This window comes from Serratia sp. HNCC26DJ206 (genome assembly GCF_057180605.1).
The window spans coordinates 1-14,591 of the sequence record NZ_JBXUGP010000056.1 but is presented as its reverse complement, the minus strand read 5'-3'; the positions used below and the strand labels follow the sequence as shown (position 1 = coordinate 14,591).

Below are 14,591 nucleotides of genomic sequence, written 5' to 3'. Positions count from 1 at the left end.
TTCCCCCACCCAATGGGCCCACCTGCAGGAAAAATGCCGGGCCGTGACCAGCAGTCTGTCTTCCGTCCATCCGGTTATCCCGGTCTCGGTACAGGAAGGGTACAACCTGGCGGCATTGGCCGAGGCACTGATACAACACCTGCCCAGGCAAGCCAGCAGTGCTGTCGCCCGCCAGTTAACGCACCGTTATAAAACCGATGCCATCGTAGACCGCGCCCGTCAGGATTTTGGCGATAGTGTGGGGGACGTGTTCGACCGTGTGGCTGATGCCGTTGGCATGCCTACGGTAGTGCGCACCCTGCTCGCCAGCGTCAGGAATACCGTGATGTCCATCGCACGTGCCGTCTGGGGGCTCCTCTTTTGACAGCCTCTGCTCCCCCAAGGTGTTCTCAGAAGCACCATAGTAGAAATTCAACACAACCCATTGTTATTAAATCATAAAAATCTCGAAGGAAATCGTTATCATGCAAAAAATCAGTTTTCCCCTGCTACTGTCTCTCCTGCTGACAGGGTGCGGTGACAATCTGGTCAACAAGCTGGAGAGCACCAAGGTCCCGCGAAACGCCCAATATACCTACGGTCAGGTGTTGAATCACCGCGAGATGTGCCAGAAAACCACCTGGGAAAAAATCCAGAATGACGATGATGAAGACGTCATCAGGGTTATTTACCACTGCGTGCTGAAGCCGGGTAAAGAGAAATATGCCTACTCGGAGGAAGAAGCCAAAAATCGCTATACCGCCATGTATGACGAAAAGATGGCCAGTTACCAGGCCGAAAGACAGGGAAAGCTTGAAGAGTATCAGCAAACGGTGCTGGCGGAGAAAACCCGCCTGAAAAACCTGCAGGATTTCATGGGCGAAGGGAGGCTGGACTGGCGCTTTCTGGCGGACAACGTGAGCCGTAATCCCGATGTTGAAGCCCTGATTTTCCGCGCCGTAGACAAGGTACTGATACTCGGCGTCATCAGTGGTCGATTCATTGATGATTTCCCATGGCGGCTTGACAGTGAACCCGAGATGACCTGGGTGTTTTCACGGGCGGATACACGGGGGCCACTGGAGTATCTGCGCCAATCGGAGAATTTTATCAGCACGGCGGAGAACGCCAGCGACCCGGCCAACCCGGTGATAAAAAGGCTGACTGAACAGAAAGCCCGCTACATTGACGTGTGCGCCCGCCGCCAGGCCGAGTACCGTGAAAACAACCGGCAAGCCCAGGTTATTGACAGCGATATCGCCGGGTGCGAATTCAACTATCAGAAAGGGCTGCAAAACGCACGCGACTGGTTAGACATCGTTAAAAACAAGATGGCGTCGACCCTCACCGCTGAAGCCGAGGAGAAAATAGCGAAAAGTCAGGATAACATTCGGGAAACGGAAGAGAAAATCGCTACGTTGAACAGCCCGGAAACCGATGCTCAAATGAAGCGCTCTGCAGAGCGTGAGGCCATCGAAGCCCGGCAGGCTTACGCCAACTCACACATGAAGAAAGGGGAAGAAGTCATCATCTGGCTTTATAACCCCCAGACCCAACGCTTCTCGATGGAAGAGTCGTTACTGATTGAAACCGATGCTGACGATCAAACACGCACGAGCGACCAGAGTTTCCAGAAGATATTCACCGCCTTCGTGCGTGGCGTCAAGAATATCGATGATTACACCCAGGTGTGTACCACCACTCGCGAAGGGGGATGGGAGTGCTTCCAATAACGACGGGGTGATAATCAGCCCCGGTTTTCCGGTGGAGCCTTTTTATTGTTTAGCCAGAAATAACAGAAGGATATGCGTATGACCCGTTTAGCCTCCCGCTTTGGTCGGGTGAACTCCGTTCGCCGTGACCGCCCGTTACCCGCTGTACAATCACCCCGGTAGCCGTTCGATATCGGATGATGATATCTGCGCCTGGTGCCGCCATCTTTATTATCGACCCGGTGAGCGCAGCTTGTGCCGGTTAGTCGAGGTAAAGGGGAGTTGGCCTGCCCGCTTCGATCCTGATGGCTATGCTCAGTCCTGCACCGAACTGCAAGTGATCTTCACACCGCCACAATAGCCCGACCCCATTAGCACTCATTGACCTTTATCACTCACCGCCCAAACAGGCTCCCCGGTTTTTTCGGTGGGGGCCTGTTTTGTTATTTATTTAATTCAAAAAGGATATCTTCATGAATACGCATTTTGAGCTGTCTACATCCCCCTCTCAATCAACAACGTTGAGCGCCACTGTCGTGCCAGAGAACCAACGCCCCCGTTTTTGGCACCAGCATTTTGGCAGCATACCGCAATGGATGATCCTGGAGCCGCACGTCTTTGGCTGGATGGATCGCCTGTGTGTCGACTACCACGGCGGCTCCTGGGATTTTTACACCCTCGGTAACGGCGGGGCCTTTATCGCCCCCGAGGCTGATGGCGATAAGAAATGGACACTGTTCAATAGCATGAACGGTAACGGTGCCAACATGAGTGCGGAGGCTGCGGGTATCACCGCCTGCCTGATGGCCTACAGTCACCACGCCTGCCGTACCGAAAGCGAGGCGATGACCGACCATTTCTACCGACTGCGGGAATACGCGCTGCACCATCCTGACAGCCGCGCCATTTTCATCCTGATTGACTGAGATCACCGATATGAACTCCTCAACATTATTGGCACCAACTGCACTGCCGTTAACGGTGCAGCGCACGGTGAAACGCGCACTGTCATTGCTGGAAAAACACCTGCGTGAACCAGGGGCAGTGTTCACCTCCACCAGCACCGCACGCGACTGGTTACGTTTGCAACTCGCAGGACAAGAGCGTGAAGTGTTTATCGTGTTGTATCTCGACAATCAGCACCGGTTGCTGGCATCCGAAGCGTTGTTCACCGGCAGTATCAGAAGCACGGAAGTCCATCCCCGTGAAGTGGTGAAGGCCGTACTTCGTCACAACGCGGCGGCCGTTATTCTGGTTCACAACCATCCCTCAGGAGAGACTGAACCCAGCCAGGCCGACCGACAAATCACCGAAAGACTGGTCAACGCGCTGGCCCTGGTTGATGTGAAGGTATTGGACCATCTGATTGTCGGCGGTCTGGATATTATGTCATTTGCCGAACGCGGCTGGTTACCTGGCTGATAGCAATCGCCCTCATTTCCTCCCCCTCATTTTCAAGGAGCATGCTTTATGGGCTGGTTATTTTCACACCGCTCCCGCCGTGAACTAATCGCGTCATTGATCAGCACCGACGAAACACCAAACTACCATCACGTTACGCTGGCGCATGCGCTGCGAGGCAATGTCCTGTGGTCTGTCGTCCAGAGCACACCGAAAGATCTGTCCAAAGCTTCCAGAACTGCCATTCACTGCACCCTGATGCAGAGTTCAGGCGGCAGTTGGGGCTATAAAGCGATGGATGAGTCTGTGCAGCCTTGTTATTACAGTTGTCCAAAGAAATACCTGACGATGGCTCCGGTCATCAGCCCGGAATGGCGTGAAAAGGTATTGGCACATCATCAACGCCGTTATCCAAGAACGGGTGTGATAAAGGAGGCGAACCAATAATGGTAACAACGCCACTTTTACGCTTTGGTCTGCAATGCAGTTCAGCGCATATCAGCGAAGATGACAATGCGGTGCTGTACCGGATCTCGCATTGTCAGGATGAGTTCAGCGACGGGGAATGGCTGCATTTTACCGGCACAGGGTATCTGCTGAGATTGGATGCGTGGACCCACCCGGTGTTGCAACTCAAACGGCTGGGGCTTTCCAAAACCTGCCGCCGATTGGTCACCACGCTGATGAAACGCCATCAACTGAGTTACCTGCATATTGATGCCTTGGGTGAGGTCTTGCCCGACTTTACCACCTTCGACTGGTAGTACTCCCCTCAAGTTTCGCCTTCGAATTACCCCTTTATTTCACAAGGATACTCTCTCATGAACATGAGCACATCGCCCGTGCCTGGCGTATTCCATTTTCTGCAACATAACAACGTGACATCGCAAGACTGGCAGGCCCTATGCCAGACCATCACCACCGCTTACCAGCAACTGTGTCAACAACCCACCATGTTGGGGTTAACCAGTGCACCGGTTATCTGTGAACACACCGGCAACCGGCGATACTGCTTCGACAGCAACCTGATGGGATTGGGCATGATCGGCTTTAACGGTGAGCGGATTACCCATCAAGCAGGCGATCCGTTCATTCTCTACCAGCGCCAGACACCCTATGCCCTGATCCGCTGCGATACGCGAGGCTATCCCTATCAGTGGCTGGTGATGAGCTCATTATTGCTGGCCAATACGCAGTGCCCCAATACCTGGACGATAGAATCTGACGTACCACTGAAGCAGTGGCGCAAAGTGGCCCATTGGCTGGCACACCACTGTCAGCTACCGGTTTCCCCCCTTTGTTAAGGAACTGCCCGTATGAAAACCCTCGACAAAATACCCCGCATCACGCCCAGCGCCAATCAGGCACGAACTGAATACCAGCAACTGCTTGCCTGGTTATTGGCTCACTGTTACGGCCTGGAACTTAACGACACGCCATATCACGACGAAGAGGCCATCGCCCAACAGATTGAGCATGGCATCACGGTACGGGAAACCGTCAATGAACTGGTGGAGAAGTTCGACCTGGTACGCATTGATCGCCCCGGTTTCAGCTTGATGGCACAAGATCCCACCTTAAGCAGTGGCGATATGTTACGCGCCCGCAGTGCGCTGGGCTTGCGCAGTCCCGTCATTCGCCGCCTCGCCTGACAGCCTTTCACTTACCTCAGTGATCCAACAACACGCCAGCCTCACCGCTGGCGTTTTACTTTTTCAAGTTCAAGGAATTTTGACGATGAAGGAAACCCAATCCAATGCCGCCAGCAATGACAGCACTCCGTCGCCTGTCTGGGGCCTGCAATCTGCTATCACGCCACGCCTTGGAGCCCGGTTGGTCCAGCAGGGTAATCACCTGCATTTTCTGGCCGACCGTGCCGGTTTTGTCGGTACGTTCTCCCCTGATGCTCTTAAAAGGCTGGATGCCGCTTTCCCGGAGTTGATCGAACAGTTGGAGGCCTGTCTGCGGTCTGGCGAACTCGATCAACGCCGTCAGCATTGCGTCACAGTGCAGCACGCCGGTTTTACCTGCGATGCCGATACGTTAGGTAGCTTTGGCCATCTCTATATCGCTGTTTATCAGACAACACCGCCCAACCCGGCATAAGCCGTAAGCACTCACACTCCCCAACCTTTAACCCTGCCTGCGATAACGCGGGCATTTTTTTCTAAGGAACTCAGCGATGCCAACCACATTGAATACTGTCATTGAACCTGAAGTTTTAACCGGTCACACCGAAGTGATTTGTTCCACCAGCATTGAACGTATCGTCACCGCGCGTAATGCTGCTCTCGCGCAAATTGAAGCCCTTATTCACCAGCTTGAGGAGATCTCGGCCATCACAAACAGTATTGGCGGCGGAGTAGCAAGGGACTGGGCTATGAAACAAGACTTCCGCTGCGGTTGCTGGCTGATGGAAAAAGCAGAAACGGCCATGCCGGTGATCACCCGCAATCTTGATCGCGATATATGGCGGGATCTGATGAAGAAGTCAGGAATGCTGAGCTTGATGGACGCTCAGGCTCGTGACCAGTGGTACAGAAACCTAGAGAGAGAGACTATTCCTGCTATCAGCGAAGCCAACATACTCAGTACCTTTGAGCACCTGCATCAGAGCAAAGATGAAGTATTTGAGCGAGGGGTGATCAACGTCTTCAAGTCGCTATCTTGGGATTACAAGTCGAATCATCCTTGTAAATTTGGCAAGAAGGTGATCGTCAACAGTTTGGTGAGTTACAACCAATGGGGATTTACGCTAAATCACAGTTACCGGCGGGATCAATTGGCCGATCTTGAACGGATGTTGTTCCTGTTGGAGGGCAAAGCGATACCGGATAATCGGAGGGATGTCACCGCTCGGCTGTATGATCATATCAGTGCCCACCGACTGAGGGCGGAGGTTTATGAAGATGAGTATTTTACAATCAAGTATTTCATGAAGGGGTCAGCGCATCTGACATTTAGAAAGCCTGAGTTGATGGACAAGATGAACGATATCATCGCCAAACATTACCCAGACGTATTGCCGGAACGGGTATAAGTAAGGTTATGAAGTCGGAAGATGCTCGAGGCTATTTAGGGAGATAATACTGTTGCGCAACAGGGAGTACCTCACTATACTGTTTCTTGTGGCGCAACAAGGAACAAAAGATCATGATTAAAAGTTTCAAGCACAAGGGATTGCGTCAATTTTTTGAAAAAGGCATTCAATCTGGGATCAATACCCAACATGTCAACAAACTTCGTCAACGTCTTGCTGTTCTTAATGAAGCTGAAGACATTGGTGAAATGAATCTTCCAGGATACCGGTTACATCCCTTAACGGGAGATAGGCAAGGACAATGGGCCATTACGGTGTCAGGAAACTGGCGTGTTACCTTCGAATTTATTGAAGGTGACGCGTATATTGTCAATTATGAGGACTATCACTGATGAAGATGCACAATCCCCCTCACCCAGGTGAGATCATTGCAGATGCTCTGGATGAACTCAATCTGGGTATCCGCGAGCTTGCTCGGGCACTCAATGTTGCCCCCTCTACGGCACAACGGCTAGTTTCGTGTAAGGCAGCAGTGAGCCCGGAAATGGCAGTCAAACTGTCGGCGGTGCTGGGCAGTTCTCCACGACTGTGGCTCAAGCTGCAAGAGGCCTATAGCCTAGATAAAGCCGAAAAGAATGTAGATGTTTCCAAACTGACACCACTATTCAAACCTGTTCAGTTATCGCACATCTAGAAGGATGCCCACATATCGTATTCAGAGAAACGGCATTGATTGACTGGTTCAATGCGATCGTAGCCAACATGAGCTAAGCAGGCTTGGGAAGTTGGCAGAGGTTCCTTGATGTCAGCATTGTCTCGTACTTACCGATTGACTATGATTCATTTCTAATCATAAGGATTTCTCGTTATGGCACAGTCACCAACACGCGTTATCACTGGCCATGTTCCTGTTGAAATGGCAGAAAAGCTCGATGAACTGGCTGCAAATTATGATCGCTCCCGTGGCTGGATCGTCAAACAAGCCTTGGCTGCGATCATTGAGCAAGAAGAAAGCTGTCATCAAATGATCCTGGAAGGCCTGACAGATGTGGATGCAGGCAGAGTGGTGGAACAGGCCGATGTCTTAAAATGGGTGAATAGCCTGAACAGTAACACCCCGCTTCCCGTACCGCAGTCAGGGAAAAAGTAATGCAGGTTGTCTGGTCAGGCCATGCGCTGCAGGATTTGGAGCGCCTGCGCGAATTTATTGCCAACGTTAATCCAGAAGCAGCAGCACAGGTGCTTGCCCCCGTTAACCTGCTGTGACATCCCCGTCAAATAAGCCACTCTCGACACATTTTTCTCCCGAACAAGCAGCAGTGCAGTTAGCTGCAAGATAGGTTGAGTATTGCAGTGGTAAAAGCATAACCAAAGGGGGTATATCATAGCTTTAAAGGCCCGTATTCAATCGAGGTTAAAACGATCGAGACGTTATGTTTTCACTCGTAAGGATTTCAACGATCTTGCTGGCTACGATCAAGTTGGCAGGATATTACGTGCACTGGTGAAAGAAGGGCAATTGCTGAAAGTGGGCTATGGTGTTTACACCAAAGCTCGTCGGAACAATATTACTGGGAAAATTATGCCTGCCGCACCAGGTGGTTCCAGTGCCGTGATTATCGAAACATTAGATCGTTTGAATGTCCCTTATCGTCTCACCAACGCTGTGGAGGCTTATAACAGAGGTCAATCCGCACAAATTCCCGTTTCACTGGGGATAAAAACTTCATCGCGTTTTAAAAGGGTGTTAACCATAGGTAACAGCAAATTGAATGGATAATTTCACACTGTTGTTTTCTGATGTAGTAGATGTGCGGAGCGTTGATTATGTAGCCATCATGGAAAACGTAACTTTGCTACTGAGCTATCCAGTATTGTTACGTTCTGCTTTCTTAAACAAAAAAAACACAATTAAATGTTTTTAACACCTTAATGTGTTTTTATGGTTGCTATCAATTTCATAAAGGGGGTAGCGGCTATGTTACAAAACAAAATTAAAGAGCTGCGTACTCAGCTATCTATTACCCAGCGAGAACTAGCTGATGCCGTAAGCACCAGCCAGCAGCAAATCCAGCGTATCGAAACGGGAAAGGTCGCGGCAAAACTCGGGCTTGCGCAGGCGATATGCTCTGTTCTGAACAAACCCCTAAGCTTTGTATTTCCTGTCCGCGATGAGATGGTGAAAAATTGCCGTAGTAAGTCTGTTGAAAACGATGAAAACTTGCAAAAGCTTGCAGCGAGCGGCATTGAAACGGAACGTGGTCTATGGACTGTGAAGCTATGGTTGCGTGGGCAGGATGATTTCCTTTGGCTTTCAATATGTCCGGCGGATAAACGCCGATTTCGTGCGCATTTTCAGGAGAAAACAAACCCAGATTCAGAACGTTTCTTTGTATTCGACTCGGATCAGTATCGTTATGCGTTAAATGTCCGTGAGGTTGAGTTCCATCAGTTCCTGTTTGAACCCCTTGCTCTAATTTCAGACGATGAGGATGCTAACGAAAAAGTGGATTACTATAATGTTAACATTACCCTGAAAAACGGTGGTCCAGTTATAGCATTGAGTGTCGAGCCTGATGAGCCGGAGGATGAGGAAACAGGGAATATCGGGCAGCTAAATGCTTTATTCGATATGCTGGAATGCGATCCTGAGCCAACGACAAGATACTTGATTACAGATGCTGATGGTGAAGATGCTTTTATCCGCATTGGCTCTATAGCGATGCTCCAGGTTGCACTCTATGCGGTGGAGCCCTTAGAAGAAAATTTGTTGTAAATTATTGATTTGTAATGATTTTTAAAATTATCAAATTGAGTATACATGTGAGTATATAAACCAAGGTTTTATAATAAAAAGATATTTAAAATCAATGCATTAATCATGGTAATCCGGTTCGGCCTTCGCACCAACAGTATGTAAATAGACCTCAACTGAGGTCTTTTTTTATGCCTAAAATCCAGTATTTACCTGCCTTTCCCGCTATATTAGCTCTCTCAGTGTCAACTGACGTCAACCCACATCTACCAACAGATGTTGGTACAGATGATGGTATTTTCGGTTCGATAATGCGTGTACCAACGGGGAGGGGATAATCATGGCGTTAACAGATATTAAAGTCAGGACATCCAAGCCTGAGGAGAAGCAGTACAAGCTGACCGATGCAATGGCATGCATCTTCTTGTTCACCCGAATGGCTCTAAGTACTGGCGTTTGCAGTACCGCTTTGGCGGGAAGCAAAAGATGCTGGCTTTAGGTGTCTATCCAGATGTCTCCCTTGCGGATGCCAGGGCACGCCGTGATGAAGCTCGCAAGCAGATAGCGAACGGCATCGATCCAAGCGATAAAAAGAAAACCGACAAGGTCGAGCAGAATGAGGCTCGTACTTTTGAAGAGGTCGCTATCGAATGGCATGCCACTAATAAGAAGTGGTCGGAAGAACACAGCAAGCGCGTGTTGAAAAGCCTGGAAGATAATCTCTTCCCCGCTATCGGTAAACGTAATATTGGCGAGCTTAAAACCCGTGACCTGTTAGCCCCGATCAAAGTTGTAGAACAATCCGGGCGTCTTGAAGTGGCATCACGCCTTCAACAACGCTCGACCGCGATAATGCGCTACGCTGTGCAGAGTGGTTTGATTGACTACAACCCAGCACAGGAAATGGCTGGTGCCGTTGCATCTAGCAACCGGCAGCATCGTCCCGCCTTGGAGTTAAAGCGAACTCCAGAACTGCTTCAACGAATTGATAGCTACACCGGCAGGCCGTTAACGCGCCTGGCGGTTGAGTTGACGCTATTGATTTTTATCCGCTCCAGCGAACTGCGATTTGCTCGTTGGTCCGAGATCGATTTTGAAACCGCCATGTGGATTATTCCTCCTGAACGTGAACCGATCGAAGGGGTAAAACACTCTCACCGTGGTTCCAAAATGCGAACTCCGCATCTGGTGCCGCTTTCCCGCCAGGCTCTGGCGATTCTCGAGCAGATAAAGACGTTCAGTGGGGGTCATGAACTGATCTTTATTGGCGATCATAACCCTCGCAAACCGATGAGTGAAAACACGGTGAACAAATCTTTGCGAGTGATGGGATATGACACACAGGTTGAAGTCTGCGGTCACGGTTTCAGGACAATGGCGTGTAGTTCGTTGATTGAGTCAGGGTTGTGGTCGAGAGATGCAGTGGAACGGCAGATGAGCCATATGGAGCGTAACTCTGTGCGAGCGGCTTATATCCATAAGGCTGAACATTTGGATGAGCGTAAGCTGATGCTGCAGTGGTGGGCTGACTTCTTGGATGCGAATAGAGAGAAGGCGATTAGTCCATTTGATTTTGCCAAGCTTAGATAATGATTAGCTAAAGTTTATGTCATACGCTAACTGCATGAAAAAGGGTTCAGCACGGCTTTGAGCGAGTTACAACTTGCGCATGTGGATAGGAACACCATTCGTGGTATGTATAACCATGCTGATGACATCAATCGAATCAGATCACTGCAATAGCTATCAGCAGCTGTAGAGATACTGATGTTGATAGCTATTAATAGCACTATTTTTCTGTGAGTAATGCTGATAACGTGTTGAGAGTATGCAATTAATAAGAGAGTCAACTGTTCTTCATCGAGGGGGATAGTTTAACAAAATTTTGCGTGTGATGTGGGATGATACGTAGACGGGAATTGATGATGCGGAGATGAGCTGATTATTCTGATGGTTTTTCCATTAATTTGTATCACATTACCGACACAATGTTGAACATCAGTAAAACACGTACTAAACAGTTGGCTATCGTCGAGATCAAAAAACCTAATACTCCATTGATTCAAAAGAGAGAATATCGCAACGGTGGTGGTGTTCATGCACCTGATTCTGAGTTAAGTGGTGCCGTAAGCCAAGTATTATATCAACGCCATTCACTTCAATCGGCGTGGAGCCTTCATCGTGAAAATGGAGAGCTTTTAGGCACAAGACCTGATAATAGCCGTTGTATCATTATTGCCGGTACGCTTCCAACTGAGGCAAAAATACTGCGTTCATTCGAAACCTTCAGGTGTGCTCATAAGGATGTCGAAATAGTTACCTTTGATGAACTCCTACAAAAGCTCGAGTTGTTGCTCGATACTCTTACGCCATAGAGAGTATTTTGGGCCGGGATTTCACCATTTACATCTGTAATTTCCAAAAATTCATGCCATTAATAAGCCAGTATTGCTCTTTGTCTGGTACTAACAAGCCAAAATCACTATTTGCTTGAGCGTTCCAATCAGAAGGTACAGACGCTTCGTGACTTCTATCCCAATCAGTATGGCGATATATTTTTTTGTCAAAATTGATATAAAACTTAGGTAGCCGCATTCTCCAGCTATCCCACTCAACTGATACTGGGTCTGTTAATGTAGATAAAAATCGCTCAACATAATCATAAAAACTGACAAGCTGCTCGTCAGACCTGCCCAATGTGAAGAATGATCTCATCCAGTCAACTGTATAAATAGCAACATCATTTCTGGTTATGTAATCTTTAAAGTTATCCTTAGATAATACAGGAACTCCATTTCTGAATGAACTGACTGCCTCGTCATACAAAGACTCTTTCATCCATCCTTTAGCTATATACGCCTTATATTCTGGCCTAACATCGATGCAATAATTATCTTTACTATCAAAAAGGTAGTAATGAGCGCCATCCGCAACAAAGATAGCTATATCTTTATCACCATTAAAAATAGCATTGAGTAAATTCTGATAATTATTTGTTAAATTCATTCAGAAATTCCTCTTTCGTTAATGCGCGATATTTTTATAAGTTTTGCTCTATTAGCCTATCTCACACCTTAATTGCTCCCCGTTCATTTGGGCTCGGACAAATTTTACCCAGACGCATTTTTTCAGCCCGTTACGCCATTTTCTCCGACGTTGTTAAAGAGCAATCTAATACCCTGTTATAGCGCGATCTTTACATCTGTGATTATAGTTTTCGGGATTTTTTAATAATAGTCAACAGTAGGAAATATGTCAATTATGCTTCCCTATAGTTTTCCATTATGCTCATTAAATAGTCTCTCCCCATACATTTAACTAATTCAGCATGTTGTGATGTCTTTTCTTCAAGCCATTCTTTAAAGTTCTTGCAATCAACAAAGTTATCATAAATTAAATTATTTATGGGCTCTAATTTTTTATTGCTATTGAACCCTAACACGCCCTCATCAACAGGGGTTTTCTGGAAAATTGCCCATTGTTTTTCCTGATCTAAAATAATTAGGCCCCCATAATCACCGGAGTTATTCATTTCAGTGCTTAAGGAAGCTATTTTAGCGACCCAATCTTCATTCATATGCAGATCGCCCAAGTATTTAAAATCTGAACTAGCGAAAACGTTCGCAATTAAGTCATGTCCCAAAGACTCTCTGATGATTAGTTTAGTCACACTAATCAAATCGTCAGATGTACAGATATCATTATCAAAAAAGAAATATCTTGAAAATTTTTTGTGAAAAACGTGAGCAGGAAGATTAACTCCAAGCCTTACGACATTTTTAAGTCGAGTCATTGCATCATCATGTTCGATAGTCATGGCATCACTCTCCTGGGAAACGTAATTTAGAAATGATTTTACCATTTACTGACACAGAGGCAGACGGTACACCAGATTCAGCACCAGCGATCCCACCTCCAGTTGAAGATGGATAGAATCTATATACCTTCTCACCCTTCGTCATAACGGTAACCGAACCATCTTTCGAAACTGATTTGATATAACCATTGGCAGATAAATTTTCAATTGCCTCAGATTGATTTATATTTTTGACAACGATTTGTCCTGCACTTTTCTTAGTTTGCTTTGCAGCAAAACCAATGTCTGTTTGCTTCCCAACAGATGCTATATCCTTACTAATTTCGCTGGCAACCTTAAGATCATTCGCGCTTAAAGTTTGTCCCGGCCTCGGCAAACTCCCCGCACCCAGCGCACCATAAGCCAAGTTACCTAACCCTTCAGCTCCGGTCTTCAGCAATGATGCTTCTAGCCAATCACATTTACCAGCACACTGATCAATAATATCAGCATACCATTTCGCCGAGTCTTCATAAGCTCGTCCGGCCATGTTGTCTTGTTGGCGCAGTTCAGTATACGCTTTATCACTAAGTTCTATCTTTGCTCGTGTATCTGCAACACAGGCTGCGTCACCGGCATCCCAGCAAGACTTCAGTTTCTGAATGTTATCCGCCGATTCCTGGGCCATATCCTTACGGATAGTCTGCTCACAATCCGCATTTCCGTTACATCCTTTGTACTTTTCAGCGTATTTTTGCGGACTCCCCTGACTCAGGAAATTATTATCTACCGCCGACTTTCCAGCTTGGGCTCCCGCTACCGCATTTGCCGTGCTGTCACCCGTCACACCTCCCGCTAACCCTGCCGCCAAGGTCGCCAGTGCGCTGATCCTCTGCTTCTGCTCCTCACTCAGGTTTTCAGGTTTCACGTCAGGGTACAACTGGCCCGCCAGATAACGTGCGGCCAGTTCTCCGCCTGCCGCACCTGCTGCCGCAGAGTTGCCGCTCATCTCTGCCGCTATCGCGCCCCACACAGCGTGCGCCAGCACATTGGCGGTATCATTATCTCCGGTGTATTTCTTGATTTGCTCTGCTGCATACGGGCTTAATCCACCCGCAATCGCCGCCGCCATATTGCCACCAGCCAGGCCCTGCAACGCTGCTGTGACGGCTTGTGCCGCTTTCTGCAAGTCGCTACCTGTGCCGTATTTCTGCATCTCTGCTTTATAGGCATCGGTTTTACGTAGCTCTTCAGCATTGCCTTTCAACTCAGGGTGACGTTTCAGTGCTTCCTCAAGTCCGTTGATATCCCCCTGTGTCCGGACGATATCCATCGCCTGTACACCGATTTCCCCGATGAGTTGATAACGGAAGTCCGATGCAGAGTTTGCCAGAGGGCACCACTTTTCCTAGTACACTCAGTACATTACAACCACTTTTCACCAGTGCGTTTTCACACTCGCAACTTTTTGCCCCGATGCGACTTTTACGCCCGTGACGCCATTTTCCTCAACCTGTTAAAGAGCAACTGCACCCACATCATAGCAGCGGCGTCAGCCGCTGCCATTACCGCTTTTCCGGGTTTTCTCCGCGGCGGGAGGCGGCGCACAGCGGCCTTTGGCTGTGCGACGCCGAACCGCCTGCCAGGTGCGGGGCGGCGAGCCTCCGCAAGGGCCGGAACGGCACTTTGATGCACACTTGCTTGAGCTGGGTTTTGACTTTGCATGACCGCACCCAACCAGGGCGGGGGCGGAAGCTGGCGAGACGGGAAGGAGTGACCCGCTGCTTTATCGCGGGGCACGACCCGGCGCAGCCAGACGCAGCCGGGCGGGCATTAACTTTTTAAGCGGAGGCCGCCAGGCCGACAACCCTGTTGCCGTTGACCTTGATGTTGAAGAAGAACACTGCC

19 protein-coding genes and 2 pseudogenes are annotated in these 14,591 nt (G+C 48.6%); 18 read left to right on the top strand and 3 right to left on the bottom strand.

Annotated features, from left to right (window positions below; all coding sequences use genetic code 11):
• The 18 genes and pseudogenes from AC2A1E_RS23045 to AC2A1E_RS22960 form a co-directional block, all read left to right on the top strand.
• Positions 1 to 364, top strand: a pseudogene (locus AC2A1E_RS23045) (GTPase family protein); the annotation flags it as partial.
• Positions 365 to 464: 100 nt separating this feature from the next.
• Positions 465 to 1,712, top strand: a complete 1,248-nt coding sequence (locus tag AC2A1E_RS23040; RefSeq protein WP_484385679.1) for a hypothetical protein — start codon at positions 465 to 467, stop codon at positions 1,710 to 1,712.
• 124 nt (positions 1,713 to 1,836) lie between these two features.
• Positions 1,837 to 2,052 carry a hypothetical protein gene (locus AC2A1E_RS23035; protein ID WP_484385678.1) on the top strand — a complete coding sequence of 72 codons (216 nt, stop codon included), beginning with the start codon at positions 1,837 to 1,839 and terminating at the stop codon, positions 2,050 to 2,052.
• Between the two features lie 112 nt (positions 2,053 to 2,164).
• Positions 2,165 to 2,617: an antirestriction protein gene (locus tag AC2A1E_RS23030; RefSeq protein WP_484385677.1), complete on the top strand. Its 453-nt coding sequence runs from the start codon at positions 2,165 to 2,167 to the stop codon at positions 2,615 to 2,617.
• Positions 2,618 to 2,627: 10 nt separating this feature from the next.
• Positions 2,628 to 3,113, top strand: coding sequence for a RadC family protein (radC, locus tag AC2A1E_RS23025; RefSeq protein ID WP_484385676.1), 486 nt, complete (start codon positions 2,628 to 2,630; stop codon positions 3,111 to 3,113).
• 48 nt (positions 3,114 to 3,161) lie between these two features.
• Positions 3,162 to 3,539 (top strand): hypothetical protein, encoded by a 378-nt coding sequence (locus tag AC2A1E_RS23020; protein WP_484385675.1) that lies wholly within the window; start codon positions 3,162 to 3,164, stop codon positions 3,537 to 3,539.
• Complete coding sequence (locus tag AC2A1E_RS23015; RefSeq protein ID WP_484385674.1) at positions 3,539 to 3,856, top strand: DUF5983 family protein; 318 nt, start codon at positions 3,539 to 3,541, stop codon at positions 3,854 to 3,856. The genes AC2A1E_RS23020 and AC2A1E_RS23015 overlap by 1 nt, the downstream gene beginning before the upstream one ends.
• 63 nt (positions 3,857 to 3,919) lie before the next feature.
• Positions 3,920 to 4,396 carry a hypothetical protein gene (locus tag AC2A1E_RS23010; protein WP_484385673.1) on the top strand — a complete coding sequence of 159 codons (477 nt, stop codon included), beginning with the start codon at positions 3,920 to 3,922 and terminating at the stop codon, positions 4,394 to 4,396.
• Positions 4,397 to 4,408: 12 nt separating this feature from the next.
• Complete coding sequence (locus AC2A1E_RS23005; protein WP_484385672.1) at positions 4,409 to 4,744, top strand: TA system toxin CbtA family protein; 336 nt, start codon at positions 4,409 to 4,411, stop codon at positions 4,742 to 4,744.
• A gap of 85 nt (positions 4,745 to 4,829) precedes the next feature.
• On the top strand, positions 4,830 to 5,198 hold the full coding sequence (locus tag AC2A1E_RS23000; RefSeq protein ID WP_484385671.1) for a type IV toxin-antitoxin system YeeU family antitoxin: 369 nt from the start codon (positions 4,830 to 4,832) through the stop codon (positions 5,196 to 5,198).
• 76 nt (positions 5,199 to 5,274) lie between these two features.
• Positions 5,275 to 6,132 (top strand): DUF4942 domain-containing protein, encoded by an 858-nt coding sequence (locus AC2A1E_RS22995; protein WP_484385670.1) that lies wholly within the window; start codon positions 5,275 to 5,277, stop codon positions 6,130 to 6,132.
• Between the two features lie 113 nt (positions 6,133 to 6,245).
• On the top strand, positions 6,246 to 6,524 hold the full coding sequence (locus AC2A1E_RS22990; RefSeq protein WP_317694433.1) for a type II toxin-antitoxin system RelE/ParE family toxin: 279 nt from the start codon (positions 6,246 to 6,248) through the stop codon (positions 6,522 to 6,524).
• Positions 6,524 to 6,826 carry a HigA family addiction module antitoxin gene (locus tag AC2A1E_RS22985; RefSeq protein WP_317694434.1) on the top strand — a complete coding sequence of 101 codons (303 nt, stop codon included), beginning with the start codon at positions 6,524 to 6,526 and terminating at the stop codon, positions 6,824 to 6,826. The genes AC2A1E_RS22990 and AC2A1E_RS22985 overlap by 1 nt, the downstream gene beginning before the upstream one ends.
• 174 nt (positions 6,827 to 7,000) lie before the next feature.
• Entirely contained in the window at positions 7,001 to 7,282 is a 282-nt protein-coding gene (locus AC2A1E_RS22980) for a CopG family ribbon-helix-helix protein (protein WP_484385669.1), read from the top strand.
• A gap of 234 nt (positions 7,283 to 7,516) precedes the next feature.
• Positions 7,517 to 7,912, top strand: a complete 396-nt coding sequence (locus tag AC2A1E_RS22975) for a DUF6088 family protein (RefSeq protein ID WP_484385680.1) — start codon at positions 7,517 to 7,519, stop codon at positions 7,910 to 7,912.
• 198 nt (positions 7,913 to 8,110) lie between these two features.
• Positions 8,111 to 8,908 carry a helix-turn-helix transcriptional regulator gene (locus AC2A1E_RS22970; RefSeq protein ID WP_484385668.1) on the top strand — a complete coding sequence of 266 codons (798 nt, stop codon included), beginning with the start codon at positions 8,111 to 8,113 and terminating at the stop codon, positions 8,906 to 8,908.
• 319 nt (positions 8,909 to 9,227) lie between these two features.
• Positions 9,228 to 10,477, top strand: a pseudogene (locus AC2A1E_RS22965) (tyrosine-type recombinase/integrase).
• 398 nt (positions 10,478 to 10,875) lie between these two features.
• A complete protein-coding gene (locus tag AC2A1E_RS22960) occupies positions 10,876 to 11,262 on the top strand; it encodes a Shedu anti-phage system protein SduA domain-containing protein (protein WP_484385667.1) in 387 nt (128 codons plus the stop codon).
• 28 nt (positions 11,263 to 11,290) lie between these two features.
• Here AC2A1E_RS22960 and AC2A1E_RS22955 read toward each other — a convergent pair whose 3' ends face one another.
• The 3 genes from AC2A1E_RS22955 to AC2A1E_RS22945 form a co-directional block, all read right to left on the bottom strand.
• Positions 11,291 to 11,893 carry a hypothetical protein gene (locus tag AC2A1E_RS22955; protein WP_484385666.1) on the bottom strand — a complete coding sequence of 201 codons (603 nt, stop codon included), beginning with the start codon at positions 11,891 to 11,893 and terminating at the stop codon, positions 11,291 to 11,293.
• 253 nt (positions 11,894 to 12,146) lie between these two features.
• A complete protein-coding gene (locus tag AC2A1E_RS22950; RefSeq protein ID WP_484385665.1) occupies positions 12,147 to 12,704 on the bottom strand; it encodes a hypothetical protein in 558 nt (185 codons plus the stop codon).
• A gap of 4 nt (positions 12,705 to 12,708) precedes the next feature.
• On the bottom strand, positions 12,709 to 14,016 hold the full coding sequence (locus tag AC2A1E_RS22945) for a VENN motif pre-toxin domain-containing protein (RefSeq protein ID WP_484385664.1): 1,308 nt from the start codon (positions 14,014 to 14,016) through the stop codon (positions 12,709 to 12,711).
• Between the last annotated feature and the right edge of the window lie 575 nt (positions 14,017 to 14,591).